Annotated in this window: 31 protein-coding genes, 1 tRNA gene and 1 riboswitch; of the genes, 14 read left to right on the top strand and 18 right to left on the bottom strand. The window is 67.8% G+C overall.

All coding sequences use genetic code 11. From position 1 onward, the window contains the following. Nucleotides 1-26: 26 nt before the first annotated feature. Nucleotides 27-839, bottom strand: a complete 813-nt coding sequence (locus tag IM760_RS03350) for a helix-turn-helix domain-containing protein (RefSeq protein WP_204427117.1) — start codon at nucleotides 837-839, stop codon at nucleotides 27-29. 121 nt (nucleotides 840-960) lie between these two features. Between IM760_RS03350 and IM760_RS03355 the strand changes: the two genes are divergently transcribed. The 6 genes from IM760_RS03355 to murI all read left to right on the top strand — a co-directional run bounded on the left by IM760_RS03355 (nucleotide 961) and on the right by murI (nucleotide 3925). Continuing rightward, complete coding sequence (locus tag IM760_RS03355) at nucleotides 961-1374, top strand: hypothetical protein (protein ID WP_204427118.1); 414 nt, start codon at nucleotides 961-963, stop codon at nucleotides 1372-1374. Next, the gene (locus tag IM760_RS03360) at nucleotides 1371-1724 is read left to right on the top strand and encodes a DUF4345 family protein (protein WP_204427119.1); all 354 of its coding nucleotides are present in this window, start codon (nucleotides 1371-1373) and stop codon (nucleotides 1722-1724) included. The genes IM760_RS03355 and IM760_RS03360 overlap by 4 nt, the downstream gene beginning before the upstream one ends. Before the next feature lie 58 nt (nucleotides 1725-1782). Then, nucleotides 1783-1962, top strand: coding sequence for a hypothetical protein (locus tag IM760_RS03365; protein ID WP_204427120.1), 180 nt, complete (start codon nucleotides 1783-1785; stop codon nucleotides 1960-1962). A gap of 1 nt (nucleotide 1963) precedes the next feature. Next, nucleotides 1964-2149: a DUF1272 domain-containing protein gene (locus IM760_RS03370; protein ID WP_204427121.1), complete on the top strand. Its 186-nt coding sequence runs from the start codon at nucleotides 1964-1966 to the stop codon at nucleotides 2147-2149. Continuing rightward, nucleotides 2146-2997: an alpha/beta hydrolase family protein gene (locus IM760_RS03375; RefSeq protein ID WP_204427122.1), complete on the top strand. Its 852-nt coding sequence runs from the start codon at nucleotides 2146-2148 to the stop codon at nucleotides 2995-2997. Before IM760_RS03370 ends, IM760_RS03375 begins: the two co-directional genes overlap by 4 nt. 109 nt (nucleotides 2998-3106) lie before the next feature. Next, nucleotides 3107-3925: a glutamate racemase gene (gene murI / locus IM760_RS03380; RefSeq protein WP_204427123.1), complete on the top strand. Its 819-nt coding sequence runs from the start codon at nucleotides 3107-3109 to the stop codon at nucleotides 3923-3925. A gap of 42 nt (nucleotides 3926-3967) precedes the next feature. Here the strand turns inward: murI and uca are convergent, their stop codons facing one another. The 10 genes from uca to IM760_RS03430 form a co-directional block, all read right to left on the bottom strand. Then, entirely contained in the window at nucleotides 3968-7570 is a 3603-nt protein-coding gene (gene uca / locus IM760_RS03385; RefSeq protein WP_204427124.1) for an urea carboxylase, read from the bottom strand. Nucleotides 7571-7653: 83 nt separating this feature from the next. Then, on the bottom strand, nucleotides 7654-8292 hold the full coding sequence (locus tag IM760_RS03390) for an urea amidolyase associated protein UAAP2 (RefSeq protein ID WP_204427125.1): 639 nt from the start codon (nucleotides 8290-8292) through the stop codon (nucleotides 7654-7656). A gap of 16 nt (nucleotides 8293-8308) precedes the next feature. Further along, nucleotides 8309-9025, bottom strand: a complete 717-nt coding sequence (locus tag IM760_RS03395) for an urea amidolyase associated protein UAAP1 (protein ID WP_204427126.1) — start codon at nucleotides 9023-9025, stop codon at nucleotides 8309-8311. Next, nucleotides 9022-9816: an ABC transporter ATP-binding protein gene (locus IM760_RS03400; RefSeq protein ID WP_204427127.1), complete on the bottom strand. Its 795-nt coding sequence runs from the start codon at nucleotides 9814-9816 to the stop codon at nucleotides 9022-9024. Before IM760_RS03400 ends, IM760_RS03395 begins: the two co-directional genes overlap by 4 nt. A 10-nt stretch (nucleotides 9817-9826) precedes the next feature. After that, nucleotides 9827-10642, bottom strand: coding sequence for an ABC transporter permease (locus tag IM760_RS03405; RefSeq protein ID WP_204427128.1), 816 nt, complete (start codon nucleotides 10640-10642; stop codon nucleotides 9827-9829). Between the two features lie 25 nt (nucleotides 10643-10667). Further along, a complete protein-coding gene (locus IM760_RS03410) occupies nucleotides 10668-11738 on the bottom strand; it encodes a putative urea ABC transporter substrate-binding protein (RefSeq protein ID WP_204427129.1) in 1071 nt (356 codons plus the stop codon). A 58-nt stretch (nucleotides 11739-11796) separates the two neighbouring features. Then, nucleotides 11797-11896: riboswitch (guanidine-I (ykkC/yxkD leader) on the bottom strand. Nucleotides 11897-12095: 199 nt separating this feature from the next. Further along, nucleotides 12096-12869 carry a dienelactone hydrolase family protein gene (locus IM760_RS03415; protein WP_204427130.1) on the bottom strand — a complete coding sequence of 258 codons (774 nt, stop codon included), beginning with the start codon at nucleotides 12867-12869 and terminating at the stop codon, nucleotides 12096-12098. 66 nt (nucleotides 12870-12935) lie between these two features. Continuing rightward, nucleotides 12936-13259 (bottom strand): hypothetical protein, encoded by a 324-nt coding sequence (locus tag IM760_RS03420; RefSeq protein ID WP_204427131.1) that lies wholly within the window; start codon nucleotides 13257-13259, stop codon nucleotides 12936-12938. A gap of 69 nt (nucleotides 13260-13328) precedes the next feature. Further along, nucleotides 13329-13886 carry a glutathione peroxidase gene (locus IM760_RS03425; protein WP_204427132.1) on the bottom strand — a complete coding sequence of 186 codons (558 nt, stop codon included), beginning with the start codon at nucleotides 13884-13886 and terminating at the stop codon, nucleotides 13329-13331. 102 nt (nucleotides 13887-13988) lie between these two features. Continuing rightward, a complete protein-coding gene (locus IM760_RS03430; RefSeq protein WP_204427133.1) occupies nucleotides 13989-14402 on the bottom strand; it encodes a hypothetical protein in 414 nt (137 codons plus the stop codon). 72 nt (nucleotides 14403-14474) lie between these two features. On the opposite strand from IM760_RS03430, the gene IM760_RS03435 reads away from it, so the two are divergent. The 6 genes from IM760_RS03435 to IM760_RS03460 all read left to right on the top strand — a co-directional run bounded on the left by IM760_RS03435 (nucleotide 14475) and on the right by IM760_RS03460 (nucleotide 18536). Continuing rightward, nucleotides 14475-14798 carry a GIY-YIG nuclease family protein gene (locus IM760_RS03435; RefSeq protein ID WP_338021362.1) on the top strand — a complete coding sequence of 108 codons (324 nt, stop codon included), beginning with the start codon at nucleotides 14475-14477 and terminating at the stop codon, nucleotides 14796-14798. Then, on the top strand, nucleotides 14795-15385 hold the full coding sequence (locus tag IM760_RS03440; RefSeq protein ID WP_204427134.1) for a LemA family protein: 591 nt from the start codon (nucleotides 14795-14797) through the stop codon (nucleotides 15383-15385). The genes IM760_RS03435 and IM760_RS03440 overlap by 4 nt, the downstream gene beginning before the upstream one ends. Before the next feature lie 19 nt (nucleotides 15386-15404). Then, nucleotides 15405-16145: a TPM domain-containing protein gene (locus IM760_RS03445; RefSeq protein ID WP_204427135.1), complete on the top strand. Its 741-nt coding sequence runs from the start codon at nucleotides 15405-15407 to the stop codon at nucleotides 16143-16145. After that, nucleotides 16146-16757, top strand: coding sequence for a TPM domain-containing protein (locus IM760_RS03450; RefSeq protein WP_204427136.1), 612 nt, complete (start codon nucleotides 16146-16148; stop codon nucleotides 16755-16757). A gap of 95 nt (nucleotides 16758-16852) precedes the next feature. Beyond that, complete coding sequence (locus IM760_RS03455) at nucleotides 16853-17476, top strand: c-type cytochrome (protein WP_204427137.1); 624 nt, start codon at nucleotides 16853-16855, stop codon at nucleotides 17474-17476. 22 nt (nucleotides 17477-17498) lie between these two features. Beyond that, complete coding sequence (locus IM760_RS03460; protein WP_204427138.1) at nucleotides 17499-18536, top strand: c-type cytochrome; 1038 nt, start codon at nucleotides 17499-17501, stop codon at nucleotides 18534-18536. A gap of 188 nt (nucleotides 18537-18724) precedes the next feature. Here IM760_RS03460 and IM760_RS03465 read toward each other — a convergent pair. Beyond that, nucleotides 18725-18801 (bottom strand) — tRNA-Met (locus IM760_RS03465). Nucleotides 18802-18995: 194 nt separating this feature from the next. On the opposite strand from IM760_RS03465, the gene iscR reads away from it, so the two are divergent. After that, on the top strand, nucleotides 18996-19460 hold the full coding sequence (iscR, locus tag IM760_RS03470) for a Fe-S cluster assembly transcriptional regulator IscR (RefSeq protein ID WP_204427139.1): 465 nt from the start codon (nucleotides 18996-18998) through the stop codon (nucleotides 19458-19460). A gap of 37 nt (nucleotides 19461-19497) precedes the next feature. Continuing rightward, entirely contained in the window at nucleotides 19498-20661 is a 1164-nt protein-coding gene (locus tag IM760_RS03475) for an aminotransferase class V-fold PLP-dependent enzyme (RefSeq protein ID WP_204427140.1), read from the top strand. A gap of 9 nt (nucleotides 20662-20670) precedes the next feature. On the opposite strand, the gene IM760_RS03480 is transcribed toward IM760_RS03475, so the two are convergent. From IM760_RS03480 to sufC, 6 genes are all read right to left on the bottom strand, one after another. Further along, nucleotides 20671-21129: a SufE family protein gene (locus tag IM760_RS03480; protein ID WP_204427141.1), complete on the bottom strand. Its 459-nt coding sequence runs from the start codon at nucleotides 21127-21129 to the stop codon at nucleotides 20671-20673. An 84-nt stretch (nucleotides 21130-21213) separates the two neighbouring features. Further along, on the bottom strand, nucleotides 21214-21780 hold the full coding sequence (gene sufT / locus IM760_RS03485) for a putative Fe-S cluster assembly protein SufT (RefSeq protein WP_239549586.1): 567 nt from the start codon (nucleotides 21778-21780) through the stop codon (nucleotides 21214-21216). A 1-nt stretch (nucleotide 21781) separates the two neighbouring features. Continuing rightward, complete coding sequence (locus IM760_RS03490; protein WP_204427142.1) at nucleotides 21782-22150, bottom strand: HesB/IscA family protein; 369 nt, start codon at nucleotides 22148-22150, stop codon at nucleotides 21782-21784. Nucleotides 22151-22172: 22 nt separating this feature from the next. Then, complete coding sequence (locus IM760_RS03495) at nucleotides 22173-23387, bottom strand: aminotransferase class V-fold PLP-dependent enzyme (RefSeq protein ID WP_204427143.1); 1215 nt, start codon at nucleotides 23385-23387, stop codon at nucleotides 22173-22175. Next, a complete protein-coding gene (gene sufD, locus IM760_RS03500; RefSeq protein WP_204427144.1) occupies nucleotides 23384-24643 on the bottom strand; it encodes a Fe-S cluster assembly protein SufD in 1260 nt (419 codons plus the stop codon). Before sufD ends, IM760_RS03495 begins: the two co-directional genes overlap by 4 nt. Beyond that, nucleotides 24640-25419, bottom strand: a complete 780-nt coding sequence (gene sufC / locus IM760_RS03505) for a Fe-S cluster assembly ATPase SufC (protein ID WP_204427145.1) — start codon at nucleotides 25417-25419, stop codon at nucleotides 24640-24642. Before sufC ends, sufD begins: the two co-directional genes overlap by 4 nt. Nucleotides 25420-25444 lie beyond the last annotated feature (25 nt).

Raw genomic sequence — 25444 nt, forward strand, 5'->3', positions numbered from 1 at the left:
TGTGGCCGATCAATTGGGGAGCGGGATTATACGGGTTCGGCCGCGTCGGCGCGATGAAAGCGCCCGCCGGCCGCTTCGAAAAAGGCGCGGGTGGCGTCATCGGCGGGGAAATAATGCTCGATGCGCAGCTCCTCCATGATCACATCCATGGCGGTGCCGAAACTGGCGAGGGTGGAGAAGGTGGTCAGGCGCTGGCCGCCCACCATCATCTGCAGGGTCAGCATGGGTTCCACGCTGACCGGCGTGGCGCCCAGCAGGGCGGGCACATCGGCCAGGTCCTCCAGGCGCCGGTACAGGCGCTGCAGCTGCGGGTCCGGGCGCAGGTCCAGGTCCCGGCGCAGACGACGCAGCAGCGCCGAGGCCACCAGTTCCCAGTTGAGAATAAAAGGTTTGAAGCCTTCCGGATGAAAGACCAGCTCGACCAGATTGCCGGTGGCCGGCAGCGGGCCGCCTTCGGCGACCATGGCCTGGATCAGCCCTTGCAGGGCGGGGTTGGCCAGCAGCAGGTTCCAGTGGGCATCGAGCACGCCGGCCGGGTAGGGCAGATGGTTGTCGAGCATCACCTCCAGGGCCTCGCGCACCGGCGCCATGGCCGGCTCGTCCAGGCGCGTCTCGCCGTACACCGGCGCGTGGCCGGCGGCCACCAGCAGCTGATTGGTGTCGCGGCAGTTGAGGTCCAGGGCCGCCGCCAGCCGCCGCAGCAGGCCGGCGCTGGGCCGGGCGCGGCCGGTTTCCACGAAACTCAGATGGCGGCTCGACACCGCCGCCCGGCCGGCCAGCTCGAGCTGGCTGAGGCGGCGCGTCTTGCGCCAGTCGGAAAGCAATTCGCCCGGTTCCATCTCCGCTCCCTTTGAAGAGCCGGCTTTTGAGGTGCGTGCCCGGCCATTACCCACCAGGTAATTGTTTCACTTCCCCGGCGTGACGATGCTGACTCTACCAGAAACGACGAGGAGAAAGACCATGCCCTGGCAATCCCTGAAGCACGCGCTTTGGTTCAACGCCGTCGGCACCGCCCTGCTGGGTGTCGTCCTGATCGCCGCCGCCGGGCCCCTGGCGGGCCTGTTCAGCGCCTACCCCGGCGCCGTGCCGCCGCTGCTGATGACCGGCGCCGGGGTAGTCTGCCTGCTGTTCGCCGTGGATCTGGCCTGGGCCGCCCGCCGCCACGGCGACCGCCCCGGCCTGGCGCGCCTGCTGACCCTGGCGGACGCCGGCCTGGTGCTGGCGCTGCCGGTGGTGATGCTGGTGGCCGCGCCCCGGTTGTCGCTGTGGGGCCAGCTGCTGCTGGCGGACCTGGCCCTGATCACCGCCTTTCTGGTCGGGTGCCAATGGCGGGGCCTGGGCGCCGCCACGGTGGCCCTGGACGCCCGGCGATGAGCGCGCTGATGCCGGTGGCGCTGGCCTTCCTGGCCATGGGGGCGGTGGCCATCGCGGCCCCCGACCGGGTGCTGGCCCTGGTGGATGTGCCGCGCCTGCCGTGGGCGGCCCGCAGCGAGGTGCGGGCGGTGTACGGCGGTTTCGGCCTGGCGGTGGGCGGCCTGTTGCTGGCGGCGCCGGCCCTGCCCGCCTGGCGGGCCGGCATCGTGGTGACGGTGGCGGTGGCCCTGCTGGGCATGGCCGGCGGGCGGCTGGCCGGCCTGTTGCTGGACCGGCGCTTGCCGGCCTGGCCGGCGGGCTTTCTGGCCACGGAATTGCTGCTGGCGGCACTGTTGCTGAGTACCCTTTGACACCGGCCCCCGCCGGTTGCGGTATTCTTGGGGCGGGTAAGTCAATCAAGGTGATACGATGGGCGAGATCGTTCCGTTCAAAAAGCCGGCCCGTAAAAAGCCCAAAAAGGGACTGTGCCAGCACGGCTTCCACAAGTGGAAGGTGGTCAAGAACACCCGCTTCGACAGCCAGCGCGGTAAGCTGGTGACCCGCTATCAATGCGAACGTTGTGGTAAACGGAAGGTGGAGGCGCACTGACATGCTGGAAATGAAAGGCCACTGCGAACACTGCCAGCAGACCCTGGCCGAGGACGGCGAGGCCTACATCTGTTCCTACGAGTGCAGCTTCTGCGTGGACTGCTGCACCGCCTTCAGCGCCACCTGCCCCAACTGCGCCGGGGAGCTGGTGCGCCGGCCCCGTCGCGCCACGGACCCCGCCGAATGAACGGCGAGCCGTTCAGCGTCGACAACGGCGCCGGCTACCGGGTGCCCCTGAGCTGGTACCCGGCCGCCGCCGGCGCACCGATCCTGCTGGTGCTGCCGGCCCTGGGCGTGTCCGTGCGCTTCTACGACAAGTTGGCGGCGGCGCTGGCGGCGCGCGGCTTCAGCGTGGCGCTGATGGAGCAGCGCGGCCAGGGCGACAGCGCCCTGCGCCCGTCCCGGAACAGCGACTGGGGGTTCGCCGAGGTGCTCGACCGGGATTTGCCGGCGGTGCTGGACTGGCTGCGCGACCATCACCCGGAAGCGCCGCTGTATTTGCTGGGCCACAGCCTGGGCGGCCACTTCGCCGCCCTTACCGCCGGGCGCCTGCCGGCGCGGGTGGATGGCCTGGTGCTGGTGGCCACCGGCAGCCCCTGGCTGAACGCCTTCGCCGGGCCCATGCGCAAGAAGATACGGCTGCTGACCCGGCTGATACCGGTCTGCAATCTGGTGCTGGGTTATTACCCCGGCGACCGCATCGGCTTCGGCGGCCGGGAGGCGCGTACCCTGATGGCCGACTGGCGCGGGCTGGCGCTCACCAACCGCTACCGGGCCCGGGGGCTGGACCAGGACCTGGACGCCGCCGTGGCCGCCTACCCGGGCCCGGTGCTGGCGATCCGCCTGGCGGACGACGCCTTCGCGCCGGCGGATTCGGTGCACGCGGTCACCGACAAATTCCGCGCCGCCCGTCTGATCGAGGAAACCGTGAACGCCAGCCAGCTCGGCGACAAGGCGGACCACTTCCGCTGGGCGCGCCAGGCCGACACCGTGGCGGAACGGGTGCGCATCTGGCACGGCGCCCCGGCGGACTGAGCGGGCCTTTGTCCCCGGGCCCCGGGGGCGGTACTCTTAGCGGCCAGAACCCGTCAGTGAAGCGCCGCCGATCCGAGTGGCCGGGTCCCTGGAACACCGTCCGGAAACCATGCCCTTGCCCACCCCAGCGTCCGAGCCGTCCATTACCACCGATCCCGTGCTGATCTTCGATTCCGGCGTCGGCGGCTTGTCCGTGGTGCGCGCCCTGCGCGCACAGCTGCCCGGCGTGCCGCTGGCCTATGTGTGCGACAACGCGGCGCTGCCCTACGGCACCAAGGCGGACGACTGGTTGGTGGCGCGCATCGTGGCGGTGTGCGCGGCGGCGGTGGCGGCCAGCGGCGCCCGCGCCCTGGTGGTGGCCTGCAACACCGCCAGCACCCTGGCCCTGGAGGCGTTGCGTGACCGTCTGGCGATCCCGGTGGTGGGCACGGTGCCGGCGATCAAGCCCGCCGCCGCCCTCAGCCACAGCGGCGTGATCGGCCTGCTGGCCACCTCGGCCACCGTGTGCCGGCCCTACACCGACCGCCTGATCGCCGACTTCGCCGCCGGCCGCACGGTGGTGCGGGTGGCCGCCGACACCCTGGTGGCCCAGGCGGAACGCCTGATCGCCGGCGAGCCGGTGGATCCGGCGGCGCTGGACCGGGGCCTCGCGCCGCTCTGGGCGAACCCGGCCCTGGATACGGTGGTGCTGGGCTGCACCCATTTTCCCCTGCTTGAGGGCGTGCTCGCCGAGCGCGCCCCGCGCCCGGTGCAATGGGTGGACTCCGGCGCCGCCATCGCCCGCCGGGTGGCGCAGGTACTCGATCCCCTGCCGCCCGCCGACGCCCAGGCCGATGACCCGGCCTGGGCCACCGGGCCCGTGTCGCCGGGTCTGACACGGGGCTTCGCCGGCTTCGGTTTCGGCGCGCCCGGGTTGTTGGTGCTCTGATCCGGGCCGGATCGCGGTCGGACGACCGCGCCTATACCGCGCCTATGGGGCGCCGATCACCATCACCGCCTGGCCGGCGTTGATCTGCTGGCCCTCCTGGCGGGCCACGTGGACCACCTTGCCGGCTTCCGGGGCGGCCACCTCGATCTCCATTTTCATGGCTTCCAGGATCGCCACGGGCTGGCCTTCGCTGACCGTGTCGCCTTCCTTCACCAGCAGCTTCCAGATATTGCCGGCCGTGGGCGCTTCCACCGGGGTGCCGTCGGGCAGGCCGTCGGCGGCGCCGGCGTTCAGGTCCTGCTGGGATTCGAAATGCAGCTGGCCGCTCTCTTCCCAGCGTTGCAGTTCCTCGTCGAAGGCCCGGTTGCGGGCCTCGGTGAAGTCGCGGATGGACCCTGCGTTGTGTTCCAGAAAACGCTGGTATTCGCCCAGGTTGAAGGTGGTGTCCTCCACCTTGAACGGGTAGCGGCCCTTGGGGAAATCCCGGCGGATTTGCTGTAGCTCCTCGGCGGAGACTTCATAGAAGCGGATCTGGTCGAAGAAGCGCAGCAGCCAGGGCTGGCTGAACGCCTCGGTGCGGTGAAAGCGGTTCCACATTTGGAAGGTGCGCCCCACGAACTGGTAGCCGCCGGGGCCTTCCATGCCGTACACGCACAGATAGGAGCCGCCGATACCCACCGAGTTTTCCGCGGTCCAGGTGCGCGCCGGGTTGTACTTGGTGGTCACCAGCCGGTGGCGCGGGTCGTAGGGGGTGGCCACCGGCGCGCCCAGATAGACGTCGCCCAGGCCCATCACCACGTAACTGGCCTCGAACAGAATCCGTTTCACCTCGTCGACGCTGCTCAGGCCGTTGATGCGGCGGATGAACTCGATATTGCTCGGGCACCAGGGGGCGTCCTTGCGCACCGACTGCGTGTATTTCTCGATGGCCAGCCGGCAGGCCTCGTCGTCCCAGCTCAGCGGCAGATGGACAATGCGCGAGGGCACTTCCAGATCGTCCTGTTTGTCCAGGGTCCGCTCGGCGTCCTTGAGCAGAGCCAGCAGCTCCGCCCGGGGCAGCACCGCGGGGTCGAAATGCACCTGCAGGGAGCGGATGCCCGGGGTCAGTTCCAGCACGCCGTCCAGGTTCTTCTCCTGCAGCCACAGCATCAGGGCGTGGGCGCGGAAACGCAGCCGCAGGTCCAGCTCCAGCGGGCCGTATTCCACCAGCACATAGCGGTCGCCGGCGGCCCGGTAAACCACCGCCGGGCTCTCCGCCTGTTCCTCCAGCCGGCCCAGCACCGGCGTGGTCACCGCCGCCGGTGTCACGGTGCGGGCCGGGGCGCTCAAGGTGTCGAGGCAGCGGTCCTGTTCGGCGGCCAGGGCGTCCGCGTCGTCCAGGCTTACCGGCACGAAGCGCAGGGTGTCGCCGGCCTTCAACTGGCCCAGCTTCCAGCGGTCCGCCCGGATCACCGTGGCCGGGCAGACGAAGCCGCCCAGGGAGGGGCCGTCCGGGCCCAGGATCACCGGCATGTCGCCGGTGAAATCCACGCTGCCGATGGCATAGGCGTTGTCGTGAATATTGGAGGGGTGCATGCCCGCCTCGCCGCCGTCCCGGCGTGCCCACTGGGGCTTCGGGCCCACCAGACGCACGCCGGTGCGGCTGGAGTTGTAGTGCACCTGCCAGTCGGCGCTGAAGAAGGTCTCGATGTCCTGGTCGGTGAAGAAGTCCGGCGCGCCGTGGGGGCCGTAGATCACCCGCAGTTCCCAGCGGTCGCCGAGGGCGGGCTTCAGCGCCTCCGGCACCGCCGGTGACGTCGCGCCATCGGTGGGCTCGCCCAGATGCAGCACGTCGCCGGTGCGCAGCGCGCGACCACCGTGGCCGCCGAACTGCCCCAGGGTGAAGGTGCTGCGCGAGCCCAGATAGGGCTGGCACCGCAGGCCGCCGGCCACCGTCAGGTAGGCGCGGGCGCCGTGGCCGCTTACCTTGCCGAGCTTGAGGGTCTGGCCGGCGCCGACCGCGATGGCCTGGTAGGCGTCCACCGGCTCGCCGTCCAGGGTGGCGTTCATATCGGCGCCGGTGAGGGCGACGCGGGTGGCGCGATTAAAACGCAGGGTGGGGCCGTTGAGGGTGAACTCCAGGCCGGCGGCGGTTTCCTGGTTGCCCAGCAGCCGGTTGCCGAGCCGGAAGCTGAGGGCGTCGAAGGGCCCGGACGGCGGCACCCCCACCGGCCAGTAACCCTGGCGGCCAGGGTAATCCTGCACCGTGGTCAGGGTGCCGCCGGCCAGCACGTCCAGGGTGTCGGGCACATAGTGGAACTGGTTGAGATAGCGGGTGGTCATCTCGCCGTTCCGGAACACCGGGTCGGCCAGCACCGCGCCCAGGTACTGACGGTTGGTCTCGATGCCCTCGATCAGAGTGTGCTCCAGGGCGTCTTCCAGGGCCGCCAGCGCGGCGGCGCGGTCCGCCCGGTGAACAATCACCTTGGCCAGCATGGGGTCGAAAAACGGCGACACGGTCAGGCCCGGTTCGATCCAATGGTCGATGCGCAGCCCTTCCGTTCGCGGGGCGGTGTCGGGAAAGGCCACGGCGGTGAGCAGGCCGGCGCAGGGCTGGAAATCCTTGTTCGGATCCTCCGCGTACAGGCGCGCCTGGATGGCGTGGCCACGGGGCCGCAGCGGCGCCGCCATCGCCGTCAGGTCGTCCAGCTCGCCGGCGGCCAGGCGCACCATCCAGTCCACCAGATCCACCCCGTAGACCGCCTCGGTGACGCCGTGCTCCACCTGCAGCCGGGTGTTCACTTCCAGAAAATAAAAATCGTTGCTGTCCTGGTCGACGATGAATTCCACGGTGCCCGCGTTGCGGTAGCTGACCGCCGCCATCAGCCGGCGGGCGGTGTCGTGCAGGGTGGCGCGCACGGCGTCCGGCAGATGCGGCGCCGGGGTTTCCTCCAGCACCTTCTGGTGTCGGCGTTGCGCGGAGCAGTCGCGCTCGCCCAGGGCCACGGCGGTGCCCCGGCCGTCGCCGAATATTTGCACCTCGATGTGCCGGGCCCGCTCGATGTATTTCTCCAGGAACACGCCGTCGTTGGAGAAATTGTTGGCGCTGAGCCGGCGCACCGTGTCCCAGGCTTTCGTCAGTTCGTCGTCGTCGCGGCAGATCTGCATGCCGATGCCGCCGCCGCCGGCGGTGCTTTTCAGCATCAACGGGTAGCCGATCCCGGCGGCGGCCCGGCGGGCCGCGTCCAGATCGTCCAGCAGGCCGGTGCCGGGCAGCAGGGGCACGGCGTTGGCCTCGGCCAGCGCGCGGGCGGTGTGCTTGAGGCCGAAGTCGCGCATCTGTTCCGGGGTCGGCCCGATAAAGGCGATGCCGTTGGCCTCGCAGCGCTCCACGAAGCCCGGGTTCTCGCTGAGAAAGCCATAGCCGGGGTGCACCGCGTCGATGCCGTGTTCGGCCATCAACGCGAACAGCTTGTCCTGATTCAGATAGGTTTGCGCGGCGTTGCCCTCACCCAGGCTCAGGGCCAGATCGGCCTCGGCCACATGGCGGGAGTCCGCGTCGGCTTCGGCGTACACGGCCACGCCGGTGACGCCCAGGGCACGCAGGGTGCGCAGGATTCGGGTGGCGATGGCGCCACGGTTGGCGATCAGTACCTTCTTGAACATGGGGTCGCTCGCTGGCTGGGCGGGCCGTCCCGCCGTGGTCACGGATCACCGGGGTCGTCCCCGGCGCGGCGCGCGGGCGCCGGTCAGTGCCAGATCAGCACTTCGATGGGCGTCGGGTCGTAGCCGTTGCAGGGGTTGTTGAGCTGCGGGCAGTTGGAAATCAGCACCAGGGTGTTCATCAAGGCCTTCATTTCCACGTACTTGCCCGGCGCGGAGATGCCGTCCGCGAAGGTCAGGCCGCCCTCGGCGGTGACCGGCACGTTCATGAAGAAATTGATGTTGTGGGCGATATCGCGCTTGTCCAGGCCGTACTCTTCGTGTTCGTTGATGGCCAGCATCCAGCTGTCCCGGCAGGCGTGCATGCAGCGCTTTTTCAGGTCGTAGCGCACCGTGTTGCTCTCGGTGGCGCAGGCGCCGCCCAGGGTGTCGTGACGGCCGCAGGTGTCGGCGGTGATTTCCAGCATCGGCCGGTTACGGTTGGAGCGCAGCACGGAGCCGGCGGTGAGATACACGTTGCCCTGCTCACGCACCGTGTCCTGCGCGCTGTAGCGCTCGGCGGTGTCGTCGGCGTTGTAGAACAGGGTGTCGGCGGCCTGGTTGCCTTCCAGGTCGAGAATGCGGAAGGTCTCGCCGGCGCGCACCACTTTCAGGAAGTAGTCCCCGGCGGGCACCACCTGGCGGAAGGCGGCGTCGTCGGGTTTAAACGGACTTTCCTTGATCATCGTCGTTCTCCTCCTCTCAGGCGCCCAGGTAATACAGGCGGTTGTTCTCGAAGGCGCGGGCGTTCTCCGGGCGGAAGTTGAGGCAGTAATCGTCCTCGGTGACCGGCTCCGCCTTGAGCATCTCCACCCGGACTTTTTTCTTCGGGTAGGCCGGCGCCGGGTTGAGCGGGTGCGGGCAGGTGTGCAGCAGCACCAGGGTGTCCATTTCGAAACGCAGGGTGACCCGGGCGCCGGCCTTGGCCGCCGTGGGGTCGAAGCGCAGGGCGCCGTCGTCGCCGCTGACCACCTTGCTGAACACATTCAGGTTGGCGGCCAGGTCGCGCTCGGTGAGGCCGTACTTGGCCATCTCCACCAGAAAGCTGTCGTGGCCGCTCAGGTACCAGCCGTTGCGGTGTTCCTGGTAGCCGTGCTCGCCGTACTTCGCCTTGAGCGCGTCCGGGTGCAGATTGCCGCACACGGTGTCGTGCCAGCCGAAGTCGTCCTCGACGATGGAGGCGAACACCCGGCCCATGTCGGAGTACAGGCAGTTGCCCCGGGTCAGTTTGAAGGTGTGCTGGCCCTTGAGGGTGTCCGGCGCGTTGTAGCGTTCGCGTTTTTCTTCCGGGTTGTAGAACAGCAGGCCCACGTTGGCGCCGCCGTCCAGGTCGGTGAGGCGCAGGGCGGTGCCGCGACGCATCCGGAACGACCAATGGGCGCCGCCGGGCATGGTGTATTCATACAGCGGTTCGGTCATGGCGTGGCTCCTTGTAGCAAACGGGAGGTGTCGTGCACGTTGCGGGCGATGGCTTGCAGGGTGCCCTTCTTGCTGTCGCCCACGGGCAGGTCGTAGGTGAGGCGGGCGCCGTAGCTTTCCGGCGACTGGGCGTCCCGGCGCACCTTGTCGAGCACCCACAGGCGGGTGCCCAGATAGAAGCCCTCCGCCAGATCGTGGGTGATCATGAACACGGTGAGCCCCTGTTCGCGCCACAGGTCCAGCACCAGCTGGTGCATGTCCCGGCGGATGCCCGGGTCCAGGGCGCCGAACGGTTCGTCCAGCAGCAGAATGCGGGGTTTCTTGATCAGCGCCTGGGCCAGGGCCAGGCGTTGTTGCATGCCGCCGGACAGCTCGTGGGGGTACTTGTCCAGGGCGGCGCCCAGGCCCACCGCCTCCAGCATTTCCACGGCGCGGGCGCGGATCGCCTTGCGGGTGGCGCCAAAGGCGCGCCCCAGCCAGCGGTTGGCGTCCAGCTCGCCGCACAGGCTGGCGTTCTGCAGGGCGGTGAGGTGCGGCAGCACCGAGTAGCGCTGGAACACGATGCCGCGGGTTTCGTCCGGCTCGTCGGGAATCGGCGTGCCGTCCAGCAGCAACTGACCCCGGCTGGGCCGTTCGGTGCCCAGCAGCATTTTCAGCAGGGTGGTCTTGCCGCAGCCGGAGGCCCCCACCACGGTGATGAACTCGCCTTCTTCCACGCGGGCGTTGAGGCGTTCCAGTACCACCTGGTCGCCGTACTCCTTCCACAGATTGTTCAGTTCGATGATGGCCACGGTTCCCTCCTTAACGGGCCTGGTGGAACCAGGGGTAGCGCCAGCGGGAATAGCGGGCCAGCGCGAAATCGATGGCGAACGCCAGGAAGGTGATCCAGGCCACGTAGGGCAGAATCACGTCCATGGCCAGATAGCGCCGCACCAGGAAGATGCGATAGCCGAGCCCGTCGGTGGCGGCGATGGCCTCGGCGGCGATCAGGAACAGCCAGGCGGACCCCAGCGACAGCCGCACCGCGCTGATCAGGCGCGGCATCACCTGGGGCCACACCAGCCGAAGAATGATCTGCCAGGTGTTGGCGCCCAGGGTCTGCATCTTGATCACCTGCTCGGCGGGAATTTCCTCGGCGCGCTGCTGCAGATCGCGGATCAGGAACGGCGTAATGCCGATCACGATCAGCACCACCTTGGCCAGCTCGCCCAGGCCGAACACGATGAACAGGATCGGCAGCACCGCCAGGGGCGGCACCAGCGACAGGCCGGTGACCAGCGGCGCGATGCCGGCGCGCACCAGCGGCAGGGCGCCGGTGGCGATGCCCACCACCAGCCCGATGGCGGCGCTGATGGCCACCCCCAGGGCCAGCCGGGTGAGGCTGGCCAGGGTGTCCTGCCACAGCAGGTACTCGCCGGTGCGTTTGCTGGGCTCGAAGGCCATGCGCTGGATGGCGTCCACGAAGCTGGCCAGATCCGGCAGCAGCTTGTCGTTGGGGTTGGCCGCCAGGCGCGCGTCGGAGGCCACCAGATAGAGCACCACCAGGATCACGAACGGCAGCAGCCCCAGGGCCCAGCGGCCCACCGGCCCGGCTTGACGGTTGATCAGCTTCTTCATGACGGCTCCCGGCCGGCGTCGTGGATCAAAGCTCGCCGTCGGCGGCCATCTTCATGTAGGTCGGGTCGAAGCGCAGTTTCACGTTGCCGTCGCTGCCGAACACGCCGGAGGGGGTTTCCACGCCCACGAAGCCGGCGTCCGGGGCGCCTTCGCCCAGCAGACCGTGCTTGAAGGAGAACTCCGCCACCCGCTGCATGGTGGTTTTCACGTCCGGACTGTTGACGAAGTTCACCGCCTCGCTGGCGTCGTAGAACACGCGGGTGGCCTTGAGCTGGGCCTCGAATCCGGCCCGGTCGGTGCCGGCGATCTCGCCCATGGCGGCACGGGCCTGCTTACCGGTTTCTCCGTCATCGCGCATGTCCGCCATGATCTCGTACCAGGCGCCGGCCAGGGCCTTGCCCAGTTTCGGGTTGGCCTTGAGGGTGTCGGTATTGACCACCATCAGGTCGATGATCTCGCCGGGAATTTGTGAGGAGTCGAACACCTGATGGGCGCCGGGCTGTTCGGTGATGGCGCTGAGCAACGGGTTCCAGGTGACCACCGAGGTGACATCGTCGGTTTGATAGGCCGCCACCAGATCCGCGTCGGAGGTGTTCACCACGGTCACGTCGCGCTCGCTCATGCCCACGGTTTCCAGGGCCCGGGCCAGCAGATAGTGGGAAACGGACAGCTCCACCAGATTGACGTTCTGCCCTTTGATGTCGGCGAGCCGGGTTTTGTCCTTGAGGACGATGCCGTCGTTGCCGTCGGAAAAGTCGCCGACGATCAGGGCGGTGGTGTCCACGCCGCCGGCGGCGGGAATGGTCAGCGCGTCCATGTTGGTCATGGTGCAGCCGTCGTACTGGCCGGCGGTGTACTGGTTGATGGACTCGATGTAGTCGTTGATCTGCACCACGTCGATGTTGATGCCGTACTTGTCGGCCCATTTGTCGACGATGCCCTGGGCGGCGCCGTACTGCCAGGGAATCCAGCCCACGTAGATGGACCAGCAGACTTTGAAGTCATCCCGTTGGCCGGCGGCCAGGGCAGGTTTGGGCAGGGTGGAGAGAGCCAGCAGCGCGGCCGCGGAAAGGCAAGCAGTCAGAATACGGGTCATGTCGACCTCCTTCAGGCTATGACGGTGAGGAATCCAATGACACTGTCGTCATGGTGTCTCCTCCCGGGCTTTTGTCCCGCCGTGTAACCTTGCAAGAAGGTCGATCGCTCTCGGACCAGTCGTGGGCGAGGCCCACCGGAACCCTAGCGATCCATTTTTCCGGATTGTGCGAGTCGTGATGGCCACAGACGCCATTCGATTCCTGCGTGGGTCCACGCAAGTCCGATGCCAGTCCGGGCAAGTGGCTGATTCAAAAGGGGGAAGGCGGGCGGGGCGGGCCAGGGCGTGAGCGTTAATGGGGCTTCGGGTGGGCCGCGATGGTGCGCCGTGCCCCGGAGTGGGGCACGGCGGGCGAGGTCAGGGCGTGTCGATAAAGTCCTTGAGCGCGCCCCAGCTGATGTCGTCGGCGTGGCCGTCGTAGGCCAGCGGCATTTCGAAGCGCTTGCCGAGCTGGTCGGCGCGGGGGTTGGTGAAACCATGCTGGGCGCCGGGGAAGCTCAGCAGCTGGAACTCGACGCCGGCGGCGGTCATCTCCCGGACCAGGGCGCTGACCTGCTCGGCGGGTACCATCGGGTCCGCCTGGCCGGTGGCCACCAGCACCTTGCCGTCGAAGGTGCCGCTTTGCAGCGGCTGCTCGGTGCCCAGCGGGCCGTGGAAGCTGGCCACGCCGGCCAGGTCGTTACCCTGGCGGGCCTGCTCCAGCACCACGCCGCCGCCGAAGCAGTAGCCCACCGCGAACACCCGGTCGTCGTCCACGTACTGCTGCTGGCGGAGCAGCGTCTTGGCGGCGTTGATGCGGGCGGTGGTGCGTTCCGGATTGGCCTGGGCCTGGGCCATGAACGCCTTGGCGTCCTTGGGATGGCTGGCCACCTGGCCCTGCTCGTAGAGGTTCACCGCCAGGGCCACGTAGCCCTCCTTGGCCAGCAGACGCGCCCGGTTACGGGCGTAGTCGTTGAGCCCCCACCATTCGTGCACCACGATCACGCCGGCGGTCATGCGGTCCAGGTCGTCGTCCATGAACAGCACGCCGTCGCCGGCGCCGCCGGGCAGCTTGATGTCCTGCTCGATCACCTCGGCGGTGGCGCCACCGGCGCACAGCAGCAAACAGAGGAAGACGGTAAGGCGTTTCATGGTGGGCTCCTTCACGGAAAACGGAATCAATGGACGGGAACGAACGGCGGAGAGCCGGACCGGTGTCTAGTCTTCCCAGACCCAGCGCAGCGGCTCACCGAAATCATCATAGACCAGTTTGCGGCGCGGGCCGCGTCGGGCGGAGGCCGGGCGGCGGGTGCGGCGGGCTTTTTTGCGGGCATCGATGGTGGCCGCCACCTGGGACAGGTCGGTGCGGGTGGCCGGCGGGCCCTGGGTAAACGGAAAGGAACGCCGCTCGCGGGGCTGGTCCGGGGCATCGCCGGTGGTGCCGCTGGGCACTTCCTCGATACGCCCGCCCCGGGAAAGGAACCGCTCCATGTCCCGGCGCAGGCGCTGGCGTTGTTGTTCCTTGCTGTTGCGCACTTTCATGGGACTGTGGATGGCGGTGGCGAGCCTTCAACCATAGCAAGGCCGTGCCCGGGGGGCCAGCCGGGCCGGTCAGAGCGCGGCGCGCACGGCCTCTTCCAGTTCGCCGTCCAGGGGCCTGGCCGAGGACGGGTAGTGTTTGATCACGGTGCCGTCGCGATCCACCAGATATTTGTTGAAGTTCCAGCGCGGTTCGCCGGCGTCCTGGTTGAGGCTGCGAAACACCGGGTTGGCGGCGTTGCCGCGCACCGGCGAGGTGGCCATCATCGGGAAGGTGACGCCGTAGTTGATGTAGCAGACCTTGGCGGTCTGCCCCTCATCGTCCAGCTCCTGGCGGAAATCGTCGGAGGGGAAGCCCAGTACCACCAGGCCCTGGTCCCGGTACTTCTTGTACAGCGCCTCCAGACCCTCGAACTGGGGCGTGAAGCCGCACTGGCTGGCGGTGTTGACCACCAGCACCACCTTGCCGGCGGTGGCCGCGCACAGGTCCAGGTCGTCCTGACTGTGCAGCTTGCGCACCTCATGGTCGAAACGGGCCGCGCACTCGTCGGCCCGGGCCTTGGTGGTCAGCGCCAGGCTGAACACACTCAGCAGCAATACGAAGGCAAAGCACCAGCGTAGATGGATCATCGGAGGTTCCTCGGTATCCGATATCTGTATTGATCAGACACTACTATCCGGCGCCGCCGGTCAAGGCGGCGCCAAGACTCTCGAGCTCGGCCGGCGGCCGCCTTACAGCGGCGTGCGCGGGCCGTCGGGAATGGCGGTGCCGCTGGTGCCGCCGTTGCCGGCGCGCAGCGGGTTGCAGTTCTTGATCACCACCTGGCCTTCCAGCAGGTTGCCGCGGGAGTATTCGCGGAAGACGCAGCGGTTGGTTTCCGGGTCGTAGTTCTCGATCCACAGGTTGTCGCCTTTCCAGGTGGCGGCGATGTGCTGCTGGCCCTGGGGCACTTCCAGGTTCATGGTCCCGCCCAGACGCTTGACGAAAATCTGTTCCAGCCAGAAGTAGTAGAGCAGGGTGCCGGCCAGCCAGATGATCACGGCGATGATCAGCGCCGGCTTCCATTTGCCCATGCGCACGCCGATCCCGAACAGCGCCGCGAAGATGACCAGCGCCAGTACCAACCAATACAAATAGGTGATCATGCGAAACTCCCTGTTTCAGGCTATTGTTTACCGCACGATGATAGCAACTTGATCGCAAGGAGATGTAAAACCGTGAAACAGGGCACGGGCTGGTGGGTTTACATGCTGCGCTGCGCCGACGGCTCGCTGTACACCGGCGTCACCACCGATGTGCTGCGCCGCTGGAAGGAGCACAACGGCGGCCCGCGGGGCGCCCGTTACACCCGGGTGCGGCGCCCGGTGGCCCTGGTGCTGTGCGTGGAAGTGCCCGACCGGGCCCGCGCCGGCCGCCTGGAAGCGCGCCTCAAGGGGCTCACCCGGGCGCGCAAGGAACGCTTGATCCGCGCCGTCACGGTTGCCAACGGCGCCGGGAGTTGCTTGACTGCCGACACTTCTGAACAGGAGATTCTTGCATGAACCTTTGGCGCGCCTTCGTGCTGGCCTGGCTGGCCATGACTCTGGCCGGCTGTGGCATCAACAACATCCCCACCTACGACGAGCAGGTCAAGGCGGCCTGGTCCCAGGTGGAAAACCAATACCAGCGCCGCGCCGACCTGGTGCCCAACCTGGTCAACACGGTGAAGGGCTTCGCCGCCCAGGAGCGGGAGGTGCTGGTGGAAGTCACCGAGGCGCGCGCCAAGGTGGGCTCGATCCAGGCCGGCGAGGACATCCTCAACGACCCGCAGAAGTTCAAGCAGTTCGAGCAGGCCCAGAATCAGCTGGGGTCGGCCCTGCAGCGACTGATGGTGGTGGTGGAACGCTACCCGGAGCTGAAGTCCAACCAGAACTTCCTGGCGCTGCAGTCGCAGTTGGAAGGCACCGAGAACCGCATCGCGGTGGCGCGCCGGGACTACATCGAGGCGGTGCGGCAATACAACACCGAGATCCGGACCTTCCCCGGCCGCATCTGGCACAGCCTGCTGTACAGCGAGCTGGAGCCGCGCGAGAACTTCGAAGCCACCACGGAGAACGCCGAGCAGGCGCCCTCCGTCAACTTTGAATGAACCGGATCGTGAGTAAACCATGACGCTGACGCGACACGGGCTGGCCGTGCTGCTCGGGCTGCTGCTGACCGCGGCGGCCTGGGCGGCGCCGGACTTTCCCGCCCTCACCGGCCGGGTGGTGGACAACGCCAACCTGCTGACAACCGCCCAGGAACAGGCGCTCACCGAAAAGCTGGCCGCCGAGGAGCAGCAAACCTCCAACCAGGTGGTGGTGGTGACGCTGCCCGACCTGCAGGGCCTGACCATCGAGGAGTACGGCTACCAGCTGGGCCGCGAATGGGGCATCGGCCAGGAGGGCAAGGACAACGGCGTGCTGCTGATCGTCGCCCCCAACGAGCGCCGCATTCGCATCGAGGTGGGCTACGGCCTGGAGGGCGCGCTCACCGACGCGCTCTCCTCGGTGATCATCCAGCGGGAAATCCGCCCGGCCTTCCGCACTGGCGACTTCGCCGGCGGCATCAATGCCGGCGTGGACGCGATCCGCGCCGCCATCGCCGGCGAGTACCAGGCGGAGCCGGCCAAGAAGGGCGGCGGGCAACTGGGCACGGTGCTGATCTATTTGATGGTGCTGGTGTTCATCACCATTTTCCTGGGGCTCGGCGCCCTGGGCGGCGGTGGCCGTGGCGGTCGCGGCGGCGGCGCCGTGTTCCTGCCCATGGGCGGGGGCTTCGGCGGCGGCGGAGGCGGAGGTTTTGGCGGCGGCGGCTTCGGTGGCGGCGGCGGTGGTTTCGGCGGCGGCGGTGCCTCGGGAGGCTGGTAGATGTTATTGAACGAAGAGGAACAGAAACGGGTGGCCCGGGCGATCGCGGCCATCGAAAAAGACACCGACGCGGAACTGGTCACGGTGCTGGCCCGCCAGTCCGACGACTACCGCTACATTCCACTGTTGTGGGCGGCGCTGTTGTCGCTGCTGGTGCCCCTGGCGCTGGCGTTCCTGCCGATCTGGCTGAGCGCCCTGGAAACCCTGCTGGCCCAGTGGACCGTGCTGGTGCTGCTGGGGCTGTTGTTCCGCTGGCCGCCGCTGATGATGGCCCTGGTGCCGCGCCGGGTGAAGCAATGGCGCGCCGCCAACCTGGCCCGCCGTACCTTCCTCGATCAGGGCCTGCACCACACCAAGGGTGGCACCGGCCTGCTGATCTTTGTCAGCGAGGCCGAGCATTACGTGGAAATCCTGGCCGACCGGGGCATCGCCGAGAAGGTCCCGGACGAACGCTGGCAATCCATCGTCGACACCTTCACCGCCCATGTGAAGCAGGGCGAGGTGCTGAACGGCTTCCTGGAATGCATCGCCTCCTGCGGCGATGAGCTGATCCTCAAGATCCCGGCCACGGAACAGAAGAACGAACTGCCCAACCATCTGGTGCTGCTCTAGCCTCGGGTCAGTATCCGCACTGGTCGTGTGGGTACTGGCGGTGCTAGGCTTTTTGTTATCACAAAAGGCCTGGCATGAATGAAGAGGAGCCCGGTATGGCGCGTTGGCTCGTGATCCTGGGACTGTGTCTGCTGTTCCCCACCGCCTTTGCTCAACAAAGCCCCGGCGGCGCGCCGGCCGCCGCCGGCAGTTGCGTGGCCTGCCACGGGCCGGAGGGGCAGGGCTCCGGCGCCTACCCGCATCTGGTCGGGTTGGGCGAAGCCTATATCCGGCGCCAGCTGGATGCCTTCGCCAGCGGTGAGCGGGCCAACGCCATCATGAAGCCCATCGCCTCCGGCCTGTCCGAATCGCAACGGCAGGCCGTGGCCGTTTACTTCAGCGGCCTGAGCCCGGTGCCCGCCGATGCCGCCGCCGGCGCGCCGCCCGACGGACCCGGCCGCACGCTGGCGCTGCACGGCCGCTGGCAGCAGGATCTGCCCGCCTGCGTGCAATGTCATGGCCCGGGCGGGCAAGGCATCGGCGAGGACTTTCCGCCTCTGGCCGGGCAGCCGGCGGCCTATCTGGAAGACCAATTGAAAGCCTGGCGCGCCGGCAACCGGCCGGCGGGGCCCCAGGGGCTGATGGGGCACATCGCCGAACGGCTGGACGAGGACGACCTGAAGGCGGTGGCGGCGTACTTCGCCGCGCTGCCGGCGGCGGGGGAGGCCGGTGATGACTAAGCCCGGAATAAAGAGACCCGCGATGAACCGATCCGTGCTGACCGTGGTGGCGGGCTGCGCCGTGCTGGCCATGGCAGCCTGGCTGCTCGCCATGGGGCTCACTGGTGGGCCCGAGGATTACGTGGAGCGTTACGCCGGCCAGTCGGTTACTGCCCGGGACGAGGCCTCCGCCGTGCCGGTAAAACCCTCGGCGCCCGGCCCCTCGTCCTCGCCGTCTTCGCCGGAATCCGGGCAGGCCGCCGCGCCGGCCCCGGCCAGCGAGCCGCCGCCGCGCAGCGCCATCCCCGACAACGAGTTCGGCGAACTGGTGCGCCAGGGCGAGCGCATCTTCGCCGACACCGGGCGCTTCGCCGGCGACTGGGTGGGCAACGACCTGAGCTGTCAGAACTGCCATTTCGACGCCGGCCGCTACGACAAGACCGCGTCGCTGCGCAGCGCCTGGCCCATGTACCCCGCGTACCGTAGCAAGAACCAGCACGTCAACGATTTCGCCGAGCGCTTGCAGGGCTGCTTCACCTACAGCATGAACGGCAAGGCGCCGCCCCGGGACGGCCAGGTGATTCAGGCGCTGCAGGCCTACTCGTTCTGGCTGGCCAAGGGCATGCCCACCGGCGAAGCGCCGGACGTGCGCGGCTACCCGGACGTGGGCGACCCGCCGGAGCCGCCCTCCTTCGCGCGCGGCGAAACCGTCTTCCAGGAGAACTGTGCCCTCTGCCACGGCGAGGACGGCCAGGGCCGGAAAGCCACCGGCGGGGGAACGGGCTTCCCGCCGTTGTGGGGCCCGCGCTCCTACAACTGGGGCGCCGGCATGCACCGCATCAACACGGCGGCGGCCTTTATCAAAGCGGCCATGCCGCTGGGCAAGCCGGACCTGACCGACCAGCAGGCCTGGGACGTGGCGCTGTTCATCAACAGCCACGAACGCCCCCAGGATCCGCGGTTCACCGGCTCGGTCCAGGACACTGCGGAGCGCTTCCACCAGCACCAGGGCCAATACGGCAAAACCGTCAACGGCCAGGTCCTCGGCGAGCATTCGCCGCCCTCCGGCACGGTACCCTGAAGGACCGTCGCAAACAAAAAAGGCCGCCCGGTTGGGCGGCCTTCCTGAAGAGTGGTAGCAAGGGGCGGACTTGAACGGGCAGGCCCTCCTGCGCCGGCCTCAGCACATAAAAAGCGGGGTCGGCCAGATTAAATGCGAAGGCAGTGCAGAAACAGAAAAGCCGCCCATTGGGCGGCTTCTCGGAAGAGTGGTAGCAAGGGGCGGACTTGAACCGCCGACCCCAGCATTATGAGTGCTGTGCTCTAACCAGCTGAGCTACCTTGCCACAGAGGCCGCGAATTGTCCGCGAGCGTCCCGCGCCTGTCAAGGCGGGGAACCCCCGGTGGGCTTCGGGCGTCCATTTCTTGTACATTCGTGTTTTACTTGATAATGATTATCAATTATTGTGTCGTTAATACTTGACCGATTTAGTCGGTTTTCACTAGTCTATCGCGTTAATCACGTACCGAAGGTGTGGGTATGCGTCTGACCACCAAAGGCCGCTATGCGGTGACCGCGATGCTGGATCTGGCTCTGCACGCGGAAGCCGGGCCCGTCTCCCTGGCGGATATTTCCGAACGCCAGGGTATTTCCATTTCCTACCTGGAGCAGCTGTTCGCCAAGCTGCGCCGCCGCCAGCTGGTGACCAGCGTGCGCGGCCCCGGGGGCGGCTACCGCCTCAGCCGGGACAGCGAGGAGATCGACGTGGCGGCGGTGATCGCCGCGGTGGATGAATCCGTGGACGCCACCCGTTGTGGCGGCCAGGGCGACTGCCAGGAGGGCAACATCTGCCTGACCCATCACCTGTGGTGCGACCTCTCCGACCAGATCCAGGATTTTCTGGCCGGCATCACCCTGGGTGAACTGGTGGCGCGTCATGAAGTGCGTTCGGTGGCCCAGCGGCAGGATGCCCACCAGAACCGGGTCCCGGTGAGCACGCTCTAGCCCGACGAACGCTAACCCGGAACGAAGTCTTTCCATCATGTCGCAAGCGGTTTATCTGGATTACGCCGCCACCACCCCGGTGGACCCCCGGGTGGTGGCGGCGATGACGGCCTGTCTGGGGCCGGACGCCAATTTCGGCAACCCGGCCTCCCGCAGCCACCTGTACGGCTGGCTGGCGGAGGAGGCGGTGGAAAATGCCCGCCGCCAGGTGGCCGATGCCCTCAACGCGGACGCCCGCGAAATCGTCTGGACCAGCGGCGCCACCGAGGCCAATAACCTGGCCATCAAGGGCGTGCTGGAGCAAAAAGGCGGCGGCCATATCATTACCTCCCTCACCGAGCACAAGGCGGTGCTGGACCCCTGCGCCTGGCTGGAGCGCAAGGGGCTGGCCACGGTCACCTGGCTGACGCCCGGCGCCGACGGGCGCATCGACCCGGCGCACGTGGGCGCGGCGCTGCGCGACGACACCGTGCTGGTGTCGATCATGCACGCCAACAACGAGACCGGGGTGATCAACGACATCGCCGCCATCGGCGCGCTGTGCCGTGAGCACGGCGCGCTCTTCCATACCGACGCGGCGCAGAGCGCCGGCAAGCTGCCGCTGGACGTGCGCGCGCTGCCGGTGGATCTGGTGTCGTTGTGCGCCCATAAAATCTACGGGCCGAAAGGGGTGGGCGCGCTCTATGTGCGCCGGCATCCGGACGTGCGCGTGGCGTCGCAGATTCATGGCGGCGGCCACGAGCGCAATATGCGCTCCGGCACCTTGCCCACCCACCAGATCGTCGGCCTGGGCGAGGCCCTGGCGCTGGCGATGGCGGACCGCGACGCGGAACAGGCGCGCATCGGCGCCCTGCGGGATCGGCTCTGGGACCATCTGCGCGCCTTGCCCGGCGTGCATCTGAACGGCGGCGAGGCTCCGCGTCTGGCGGGGCATCTCAATGTGGCGTTCGAGGGCGTGGACGGCGAAATGCTGCTTACCGCTTTGACCGGGGCGGCGGTGTCCACCGGCTCCGCCTGCACCTCCGCGTCCCTGGAGCCGTCCTATGTGCTGAAAGCCATGGGGCTGAGCGATGGGCTGGCGCAGAGCGCGCTGCGGTTTTCCGTGGGGCGGTTCACCGACGAGGCCGGCATCGACCGGGCCGGCGAGGACGTGGTGGGCGTGGTCACCCGGCTGCGGGACGCGGCGCGCAGCCGCGCCTGAGCGAGGGCGTCAGGCCGCCAGGGTGGCGGCCTCCTGCTTGATGCGGCCGACCATGGCCAGCAGGCCGTTGCCCCGGGTGGGGCTCAGGTGGCGCAGCAGGTCGATGCGCTCGAAGAAGCCGTCCATGTCGTAGTCGGCCACTTCCTTGGGCGTCTTGCCGTTGAGGGCGGTAAGAATGATCGCCCCCAGGCCGCGCACGATCAGGGCGTCGGATTCCACCGCCAGATACAGGGTATCCGCGTCGCCGTCATACTCGGTGACCAGCCACACCTGACTCTGACAGCCGCGCACGAAGCGATCCTCGGTGCGCAGCGCCTCGGGCATGGGCGGCAGCTGCTTGCCCAGATCGATGATGTAACGGTAGCGCTCTTCCCAGTCATCCAGGAATTCCAGGTCCTCGCAAACGTCCTCGGCGGTCACGTCGCGGCCCAGCTTGATGGCGCGGATATCGAACTCAGTCTGGGGCATCGGATGCCTCGTGGTTTGCCGTAGGAGCGCTTCAGCCGCGATGGAGGGCGTGATCGCGGCTGAAGCCGCTCCTACGGGTAAGGGTTAAAACAGTCCCAGCTCGAGCTGGGCTTCCTCGGTCATCATGTCGCGGCTCCAGGGCGGATCGAAGATCAGTGCCACTTCCACCTCGTCCACGTTCGGCACCTTGGCCAGCCGGTCTTCCACGTCGCCCACCAGCACCGGGCCCATGCCGCAGTTGGGGGCGGTGAGGGTCATGCGTACCTGGACTACGTTCTTTTCATCACGGCGGATCACATCGCAGCCGTACACCAGGCCCAGGTCGACGATGTTCACCGGAATCTCCGGATCGAAAATGGTGCCCAGCACCTGCTTCAGATCCTCGTCGCGCACCGAGCCGTCTTCTTCCGGCGCCTCGAAATCCAGCTCCAGCGGGGTCTGGCCGATGGCGTCGGCGTCGGTGCCGTCGATGCGCGCCATATTGCCGTTCAGGGTCACCGTGTAGGTGCCGCCCAGGGCCTGGCGCAGGTTGACGAAACTGTTCTTGTGAATGGTGATGCGGGTGCCGTCCGGCACCAGGCGCGCGGGCACGTCGCGGCTCACCACCACGGTCCGCTGCTCGGTGGCACGGCCCCCGGAAGGGATGTTCAAATCAAACCTCGTCCATGTCTTCGACGGTGAAGCTCTCGCCGCAGCCGCATTCGCCGGTGGCGTTGGGGTTGCGGAACTTGAACAGGCTGTTGACGCCTTCCTTCACATAGTCGATTTGCAGGCCATTGAGCATGGCCAGCCATTTTTCCGGCACGTACAGCACCACGCCGTCCACCTCGAAGCGGCGGTCGCCGTCTTGCGGTTGTTCGACGAAGTCGAGCTCGTACATATAGCCGGAGCAGCCCGACTCATCCAGGTCCAGACGGATGCCGCCGGCGTTGGCGCGGGCGATCTCGCGACGGGCCTGGTCGCGGGCGGCGTCGGTCATGTGAATCTCGGCCTGGCCGGGTACGAATGTCTGTACCGTCATGGTTTGCCTCCAGAAAGGCGTCCTACAAAAAAGTGCGAACCTTCTCCAATGCGCGGAACAGGCTGTCCACCTCTTCCAGCGTATTGTAGATCGAAAACGACGCGCGCACGGTGCCGGGAATGCCCAGCCCGTCCATCAACGGCATGCAGCAATGATGGCCGGTGCGCACCGCCACGCCCTGCTGGTCGAGCAGGGTGCCCACGTCCGCCGGGTGGGCGCCGTCCAGCAGAAAGGACAATACACCGACCTTGGTGGCGGCGTTGCCGATGATTTTCAAGCCGTCGAACGCCTCGGCCTGCTCGGTGGCGGCGGCCAGCAGGGCGTTCTCGTGGGCGGCCAGGGCGGCGCGGTCCTGCTGTTGCAGCCAGCCCACGGCGATGCCGAAACCGATCACCCCGGCGATATGGGGGGTACCCGGCTCGAACTTGTAGGGCAGCTGGTTCCAGGTGCTCTTCTCGAAGCTCACCGTCTCGATCATCTCGCCGCCAGTCTGATAGGGCGGCATGGCGTCGAGCCGTTCGCGGCGACCGTACAGGGCGCCGATGCCGGTGGGGCCGAACAGCTTGTGGGCGGAGAAGGCGTAGAAGTCGCAGCCCAGGGCCTGCACGTCCACCGGAAAATGACCCACCGCCTGGGCGCCGTCCACCAGGGTAACGGCGCCCACGTCGCGGGCCGCGCTCAACCAGTCCGCCACCGGGTTCACCGTGCCCAGGCTGTTGGACACGTGGGACACGGCGACGATGCGGGTGCGCTCGCCCAGCAGCCGGTAAAAGGCCTCGTCGTCGACGCTGCCGTCCTCACGCAGGGGCACCACCTTGAGGGTGGCGCCGGTGCGCTCGCAGGCCTGCTGCCAGGGCACGATGTTGGCGTGGTGTTCCAGGGCGGTGATCAGCACCTCGTCGCCGGGCTTGAGCTGCTCGCGGCCGTGGCACTGGGCCACCAGGTTGATGCCCTCGGTGGTGCCCTTGGTCCAGATGATCTCCTCGCGGGCGGCGTTGACGAACTCCGCCACGGTGGCCCGGGCCGCTTCGAAGGCGCTGGTGGCCTTGTCGCTCAGGTAATGGGCGGCGCGGTGCACATTGCTGTTGCTGCCTTCGTAGTAGTCGCGCACGGCGTCGATCACCTGGCGCGGCTTCTGGGTGGTGGCGGCGTTGTCCAGGTACACCAGCGGCTTGCCGTTCACCGTCTGTTCAAGGATCGGGAACTGCGCGCGCAGGGCCTGTACATCGAAGCTCATGCGGCCTCCTCGTCGGCGCCCGGGCGCCCGCCCAGTTCGGCGGCCAGCCACGGCTGTGCCCAGTCGGCCACCGCCTGATCCGGCAGACCCATGATCAGCTCGTTGACGAAACCCAGGCTCAGCATGCGCTTGGCCTCGGCGGCGTCGATGCCGCGCGACTGCAGGTAAAACTGCTGCAGGGCGTCGAGTTGGCCGACGGTGGCGCCGTGGGCGCACTTGACGTCGTCGTTGTAGATTTCCAGTTCCGGCTTGGTGTCGATCTCGGCGCCGGCGTTGAGCAGCAGGTTCTTGTTGCTCAGCTCCGCCAGGGTGCCCTTGGCGCCCGGATGGATATGGATGCGGCCGTTCAGCACCGCCCGGCCTTTCTCGCCGGCCAGGCCCCGGTAGACCTGGTTGGAGGTGCAGTCCGGCACCCGGTGCTCCACGCACAGCTGGTTGTCGATGTGGCTGCGGTCGCGGGCCACGAACACGCCCTGCATGTTCAGCTCGGCGCCGCTCTTGTCCAGGAAGGCGCGCACGTCGTTGCGGCGCAGCCGGCTGCCGGCCATCAGCTGATAACTGTCGATGCGGCTGACGCCGGTCTGCTGGAACAGCAGGGTGCCGATGTGCAGGCTGTCGCCGGCGTCGGCCTGCAGGCGGTAATGGGTCAGGTGGGCGTTGTCGGCGGCCTGGATGGCGGTGACCGCGTTGGTCAGCACCGGGCCACGGGCCAGGTACTGCTCAATGAGCGTCAGGCGGCTGCCGGTGCCCAGGTTCACTTCCAGGCGCACGTTGCAGTGCGAAGGCGCGTCGCCGGCGGCCACGTGCAGCACCTGGATCGGTGCCGCCACGTCGGTGTTGGCGGCCACCTCCAGGGTCACCGCGTCGTCCAGGGCGGCGCCGTTGTAGAAGGCGAACGGCGTGGTCAGGCCCTCCAGGCGGCGCGCCGCCCGGCCCAGGGACACGCCCTCGGGCAGGGCGGTGCGGTCTTCATCCAGGCGGCCGTTGACGATCACCAGCCGGTAGTCGCTCAGCGTCGGCAGGTCCGCCGGCGCGGCGCCCTCGGCACGGGCCGTCAGATGGCCGTCGGTGAGCGCGTACAGGGAGGTGTATTTCCAGGCCTCGGTTTTGCGGCCGGGAAAGGCGGCGCCTTCCAGGGCGGCCAGGGCGTCCTGGCGCAGCGGCGCCAGCGCCTCCACCGGCGTCGCCTGGCGGGCGTTGTGCAGGGCCCGGGTCTTCAGGTCCTCGGGCAGGTTCAGGGCGGTGTCGCCACTCATGCCGTCTGGTCCTCTTTACCGTTGTCGCCGTTCTGGCCGCCGGTGAGCCAGCCGTAGCCGTGCTGTTCCAGCTCCAGGGCCAGTTCCTTGCCGCCGGACTTGATGATCTTGCCGCCGGACAGCACGTGCACGAAGTCCGGCACGATGTAGTCCAGCAGACGCTGATAGTGGGTCACCAGCACGATGCCGCGCTCCGGCCCGCGCAGGGAGTTGACCCCCTTGGCCACGGTCTGCAGGGCGTCGATGTCCAGGCCGGAGTCGGTTTCGTCGAGCAGCGCCAGCTTCGGTTCCATCAGCAGCATCTGCATGATTTCGTTGCGCTTCTTCTCGCCGCCGGAGAAGCCCTCATTGACGCCGCGCTTGAGAAACTGCGGGTCCAGGTCCACCTGCTTGCAGGCTTCGCGGGCCTTGCGCAGCAGGGTCACCGAGTCCCATTCCTCCTTGCCCTGGGCCGCCCGGGTCGCTTCCAGCGCCGCTTTCAGGAACTCCATATTGGAGACGCCGGGGATCTCCACCGGGTACTGGAACGCCAGGAACAGGCCCAGTTGTGCCCGCTCTTCCGGTTCCAGGTCCGCCAGGCTCTTGCCGTCGAACAGCGCTTCGCCGCCGGTGATCTCGTAGTTGTCGCGCCCGGCCAGCACATTGGCCAGGGTGGACTTGCCGGAGCCGTTGGGGCCCATGATGGCGTGCACCTCGCCGGGTTTGACGGTGAGGTTCAGGCCCTTGAGGATCGGTTGGCCGGCCACGGAGGCGTGCAGATCGCGAATTTCCAGCATTAATCGACTTCCAGACAATTCATTC

Origin of the sequence: Alloalcanivorax marinus (assembly GCF_016906305.1) — a bacterium.
GTDB lineage: Bacteria > Pseudomonadota > Gammaproteobacteria > Pseudomonadales > Alcanivoracaceae > Alloalcanivorax > Alloalcanivorax marinus.

Bases quoted from the DNA above. Each gene is read 5' to 3' on its own strand.
- IM760_RS03415 (WP_204427130.1), bottom strand. From the start codon at position 12,869: ATGAAACGCCTTACCGTCTTCCTCTGTTTGCTGCTGTGCGCCGGTGGC.
- IM760_RS03480 (WP_204427141.1), bottom strand. From the start codon at position 21,129: ATGCCCCAGACTGAGTTCGATATCCGCGCCATCAAGCTGGGCCGCGAC.
- IM760_RS03440 (WP_204427134.1), top strand. From the start codon at position 14,795: ATGAACCTTTGGCGCGCCTTCGTGCTGGCCTGGCTGGCCATGACTCTG.
- IM760_RS03430 (WP_204427133.1), bottom strand. From the start codon at position 14,402: ATGATCACCTATTTGTATTGGTTGGTACTGGCGCTGGTCATCTTCGCG.
- IM760_RS03350 (WP_204427117.1), bottom strand. From the start codon at position 839: ATGGAACCGGGCGAATTGCTTTCCGACTGGCGCAAGACGCGCCGCCTC.
- IM760_RS03370 (WP_204427121.1), top strand. From the start codon at position 1,964: ATGCTGGAAATGAAAGGCCACTGCGAACACTGCCAGCAGACCCTGGCC.
- IM760_RS03355 (WP_204427118.1), top strand. From the start codon at position 961: ATGCCCTGGCAATCCCTGAAGCACGCGCTTTGGTTCAACGCCGTCGGC.
- IM760_RS03455 (WP_204427137.1), top strand. From the start codon at position 16,853: ATGGCGCGTTGGCTCGTGATCCTGGGACTGTGTCTGCTGTTCCCCACC.
- IM760_RS03365 (WP_204427120.1), top strand. From the start codon at position 1,783: ATGGGCGAGATCGTTCCGTTCAAAAAGCCGGCCCGTAAAAAGCCCAAA.
- iscR (WP_204427139.1), top strand. From the start codon at position 18,996: ATGCGTCTGACCACCAAAGGCCGCTATGCGGTGACCGCGATGCTGGAT.
- IM760_RS03420 (WP_204427131.1), bottom strand. From the start codon at position 13,259: ATGAAAGTGCGCAACAGCAAGGAACAACAACGCCAGCGCCTGCGCCGG.
- IM760_RS03375 (WP_204427122.1), top strand. From the start codon at position 2,146: ATGAACGGCGAGCCGTTCAGCGTCGACAACGGCGCCGGCTACCGGGTG.
- sufD (WP_204427144.1), bottom strand. From the start codon at position 24,643: ATGAGTGGCGACACCGCCCTGAACCTGCCCGAGGACCTGAAGACCCGG.
- IM760_RS03475 (WP_204427140.1), top strand. From the start codon at position 19,498: ATGTCGCAAGCGGTTTATCTGGATTACGCCGCCACCACCCCGGTGGAC.
- uca (WP_204427124.1), bottom strand. From the start codon at position 7,570: ATGTTCAAGAAGGTACTGATCGCCAACCGTGGCGCCATCGCCACCCGA.
- IM760_RS03490 (WP_204427142.1), bottom strand. From the start codon at position 22,150: ATGACGGTACAGACATTCGTACCCGGCCAGGCCGAGATTCACATGACC.
- IM760_RS03425 (WP_204427132.1), bottom strand. From the start codon at position 13,886: ATGATCCATCTACGCTGGTGCTTTGCCTTCGTATTGCTGCTGAGTGTG.
- IM760_RS03460 (WP_204427138.1), top strand. From the start codon at position 17,499: ATGAACCGATCCGTGCTGACCGTGGTGGCGGGCTGCGCCGTGCTGGCC.
- IM760_RS03410 (WP_204427129.1), bottom strand. From the start codon at position 11,738: ATGACCCGTATTCTGACTGCTTGCCTTTCCGCGGCCGCGCTGCTGGCT.
- IM760_RS03390 (WP_204427125.1), bottom strand. From the start codon at position 8,292: ATGATCAAGGAAAGTCCGTTTAAACCCGACGACGCCGCCTTCCGCCAG.
- IM760_RS03450 (WP_204427136.1), top strand. From the start codon at position 16,146: ATGTTATTGAACGAAGAGGAACAGAAACGGGTGGCCCGGGCGATCGCG.
- sufC (WP_204427145.1), bottom strand. From the start codon at position 25,419: ATGCTGGAAATTCGCGATCTGCACGCCTCCGTGGCCGGCCAACCGATC.
- IM760_RS03445 (WP_204427135.1), top strand. From the start codon at position 15,405: ATGACGCTGACGCGACACGGGCTGGCCGTGCTGCTCGGGCTGCTGCTG.
- IM760_RS03495 (WP_204427143.1), bottom strand. From the start codon at position 23,387: ATGAGCTTCGATGTACAGGCCCTGCGCGCGCAGTTCCCGATCCTTGAA.
- IM760_RS03395 (WP_204427126.1), bottom strand. From the start codon at position 9,025: ATGACCGAACCGCTGTATGAATACACCATGCCCGGCGGCGCCCATTGG.
- murI (WP_204427123.1), top strand. From the start codon at position 3,107: ATGCCCTTGCCCACCCCAGCGTCCGAGCCGTCCATTACCACCGATCCC.
- IM760_RS03360 (WP_204427119.1), top strand. From the start codon at position 1,371: ATGAGCGCGCTGATGCCGGTGGCGCTGGCCTTCCTGGCCATGGGGGCG.
- IM760_RS03405 (WP_204427128.1), bottom strand. From the start codon at position 10,642: ATGAAGAAGCTGATCAACCGTCAAGCCGGGCCGGTGGGCCGCTGGGCC.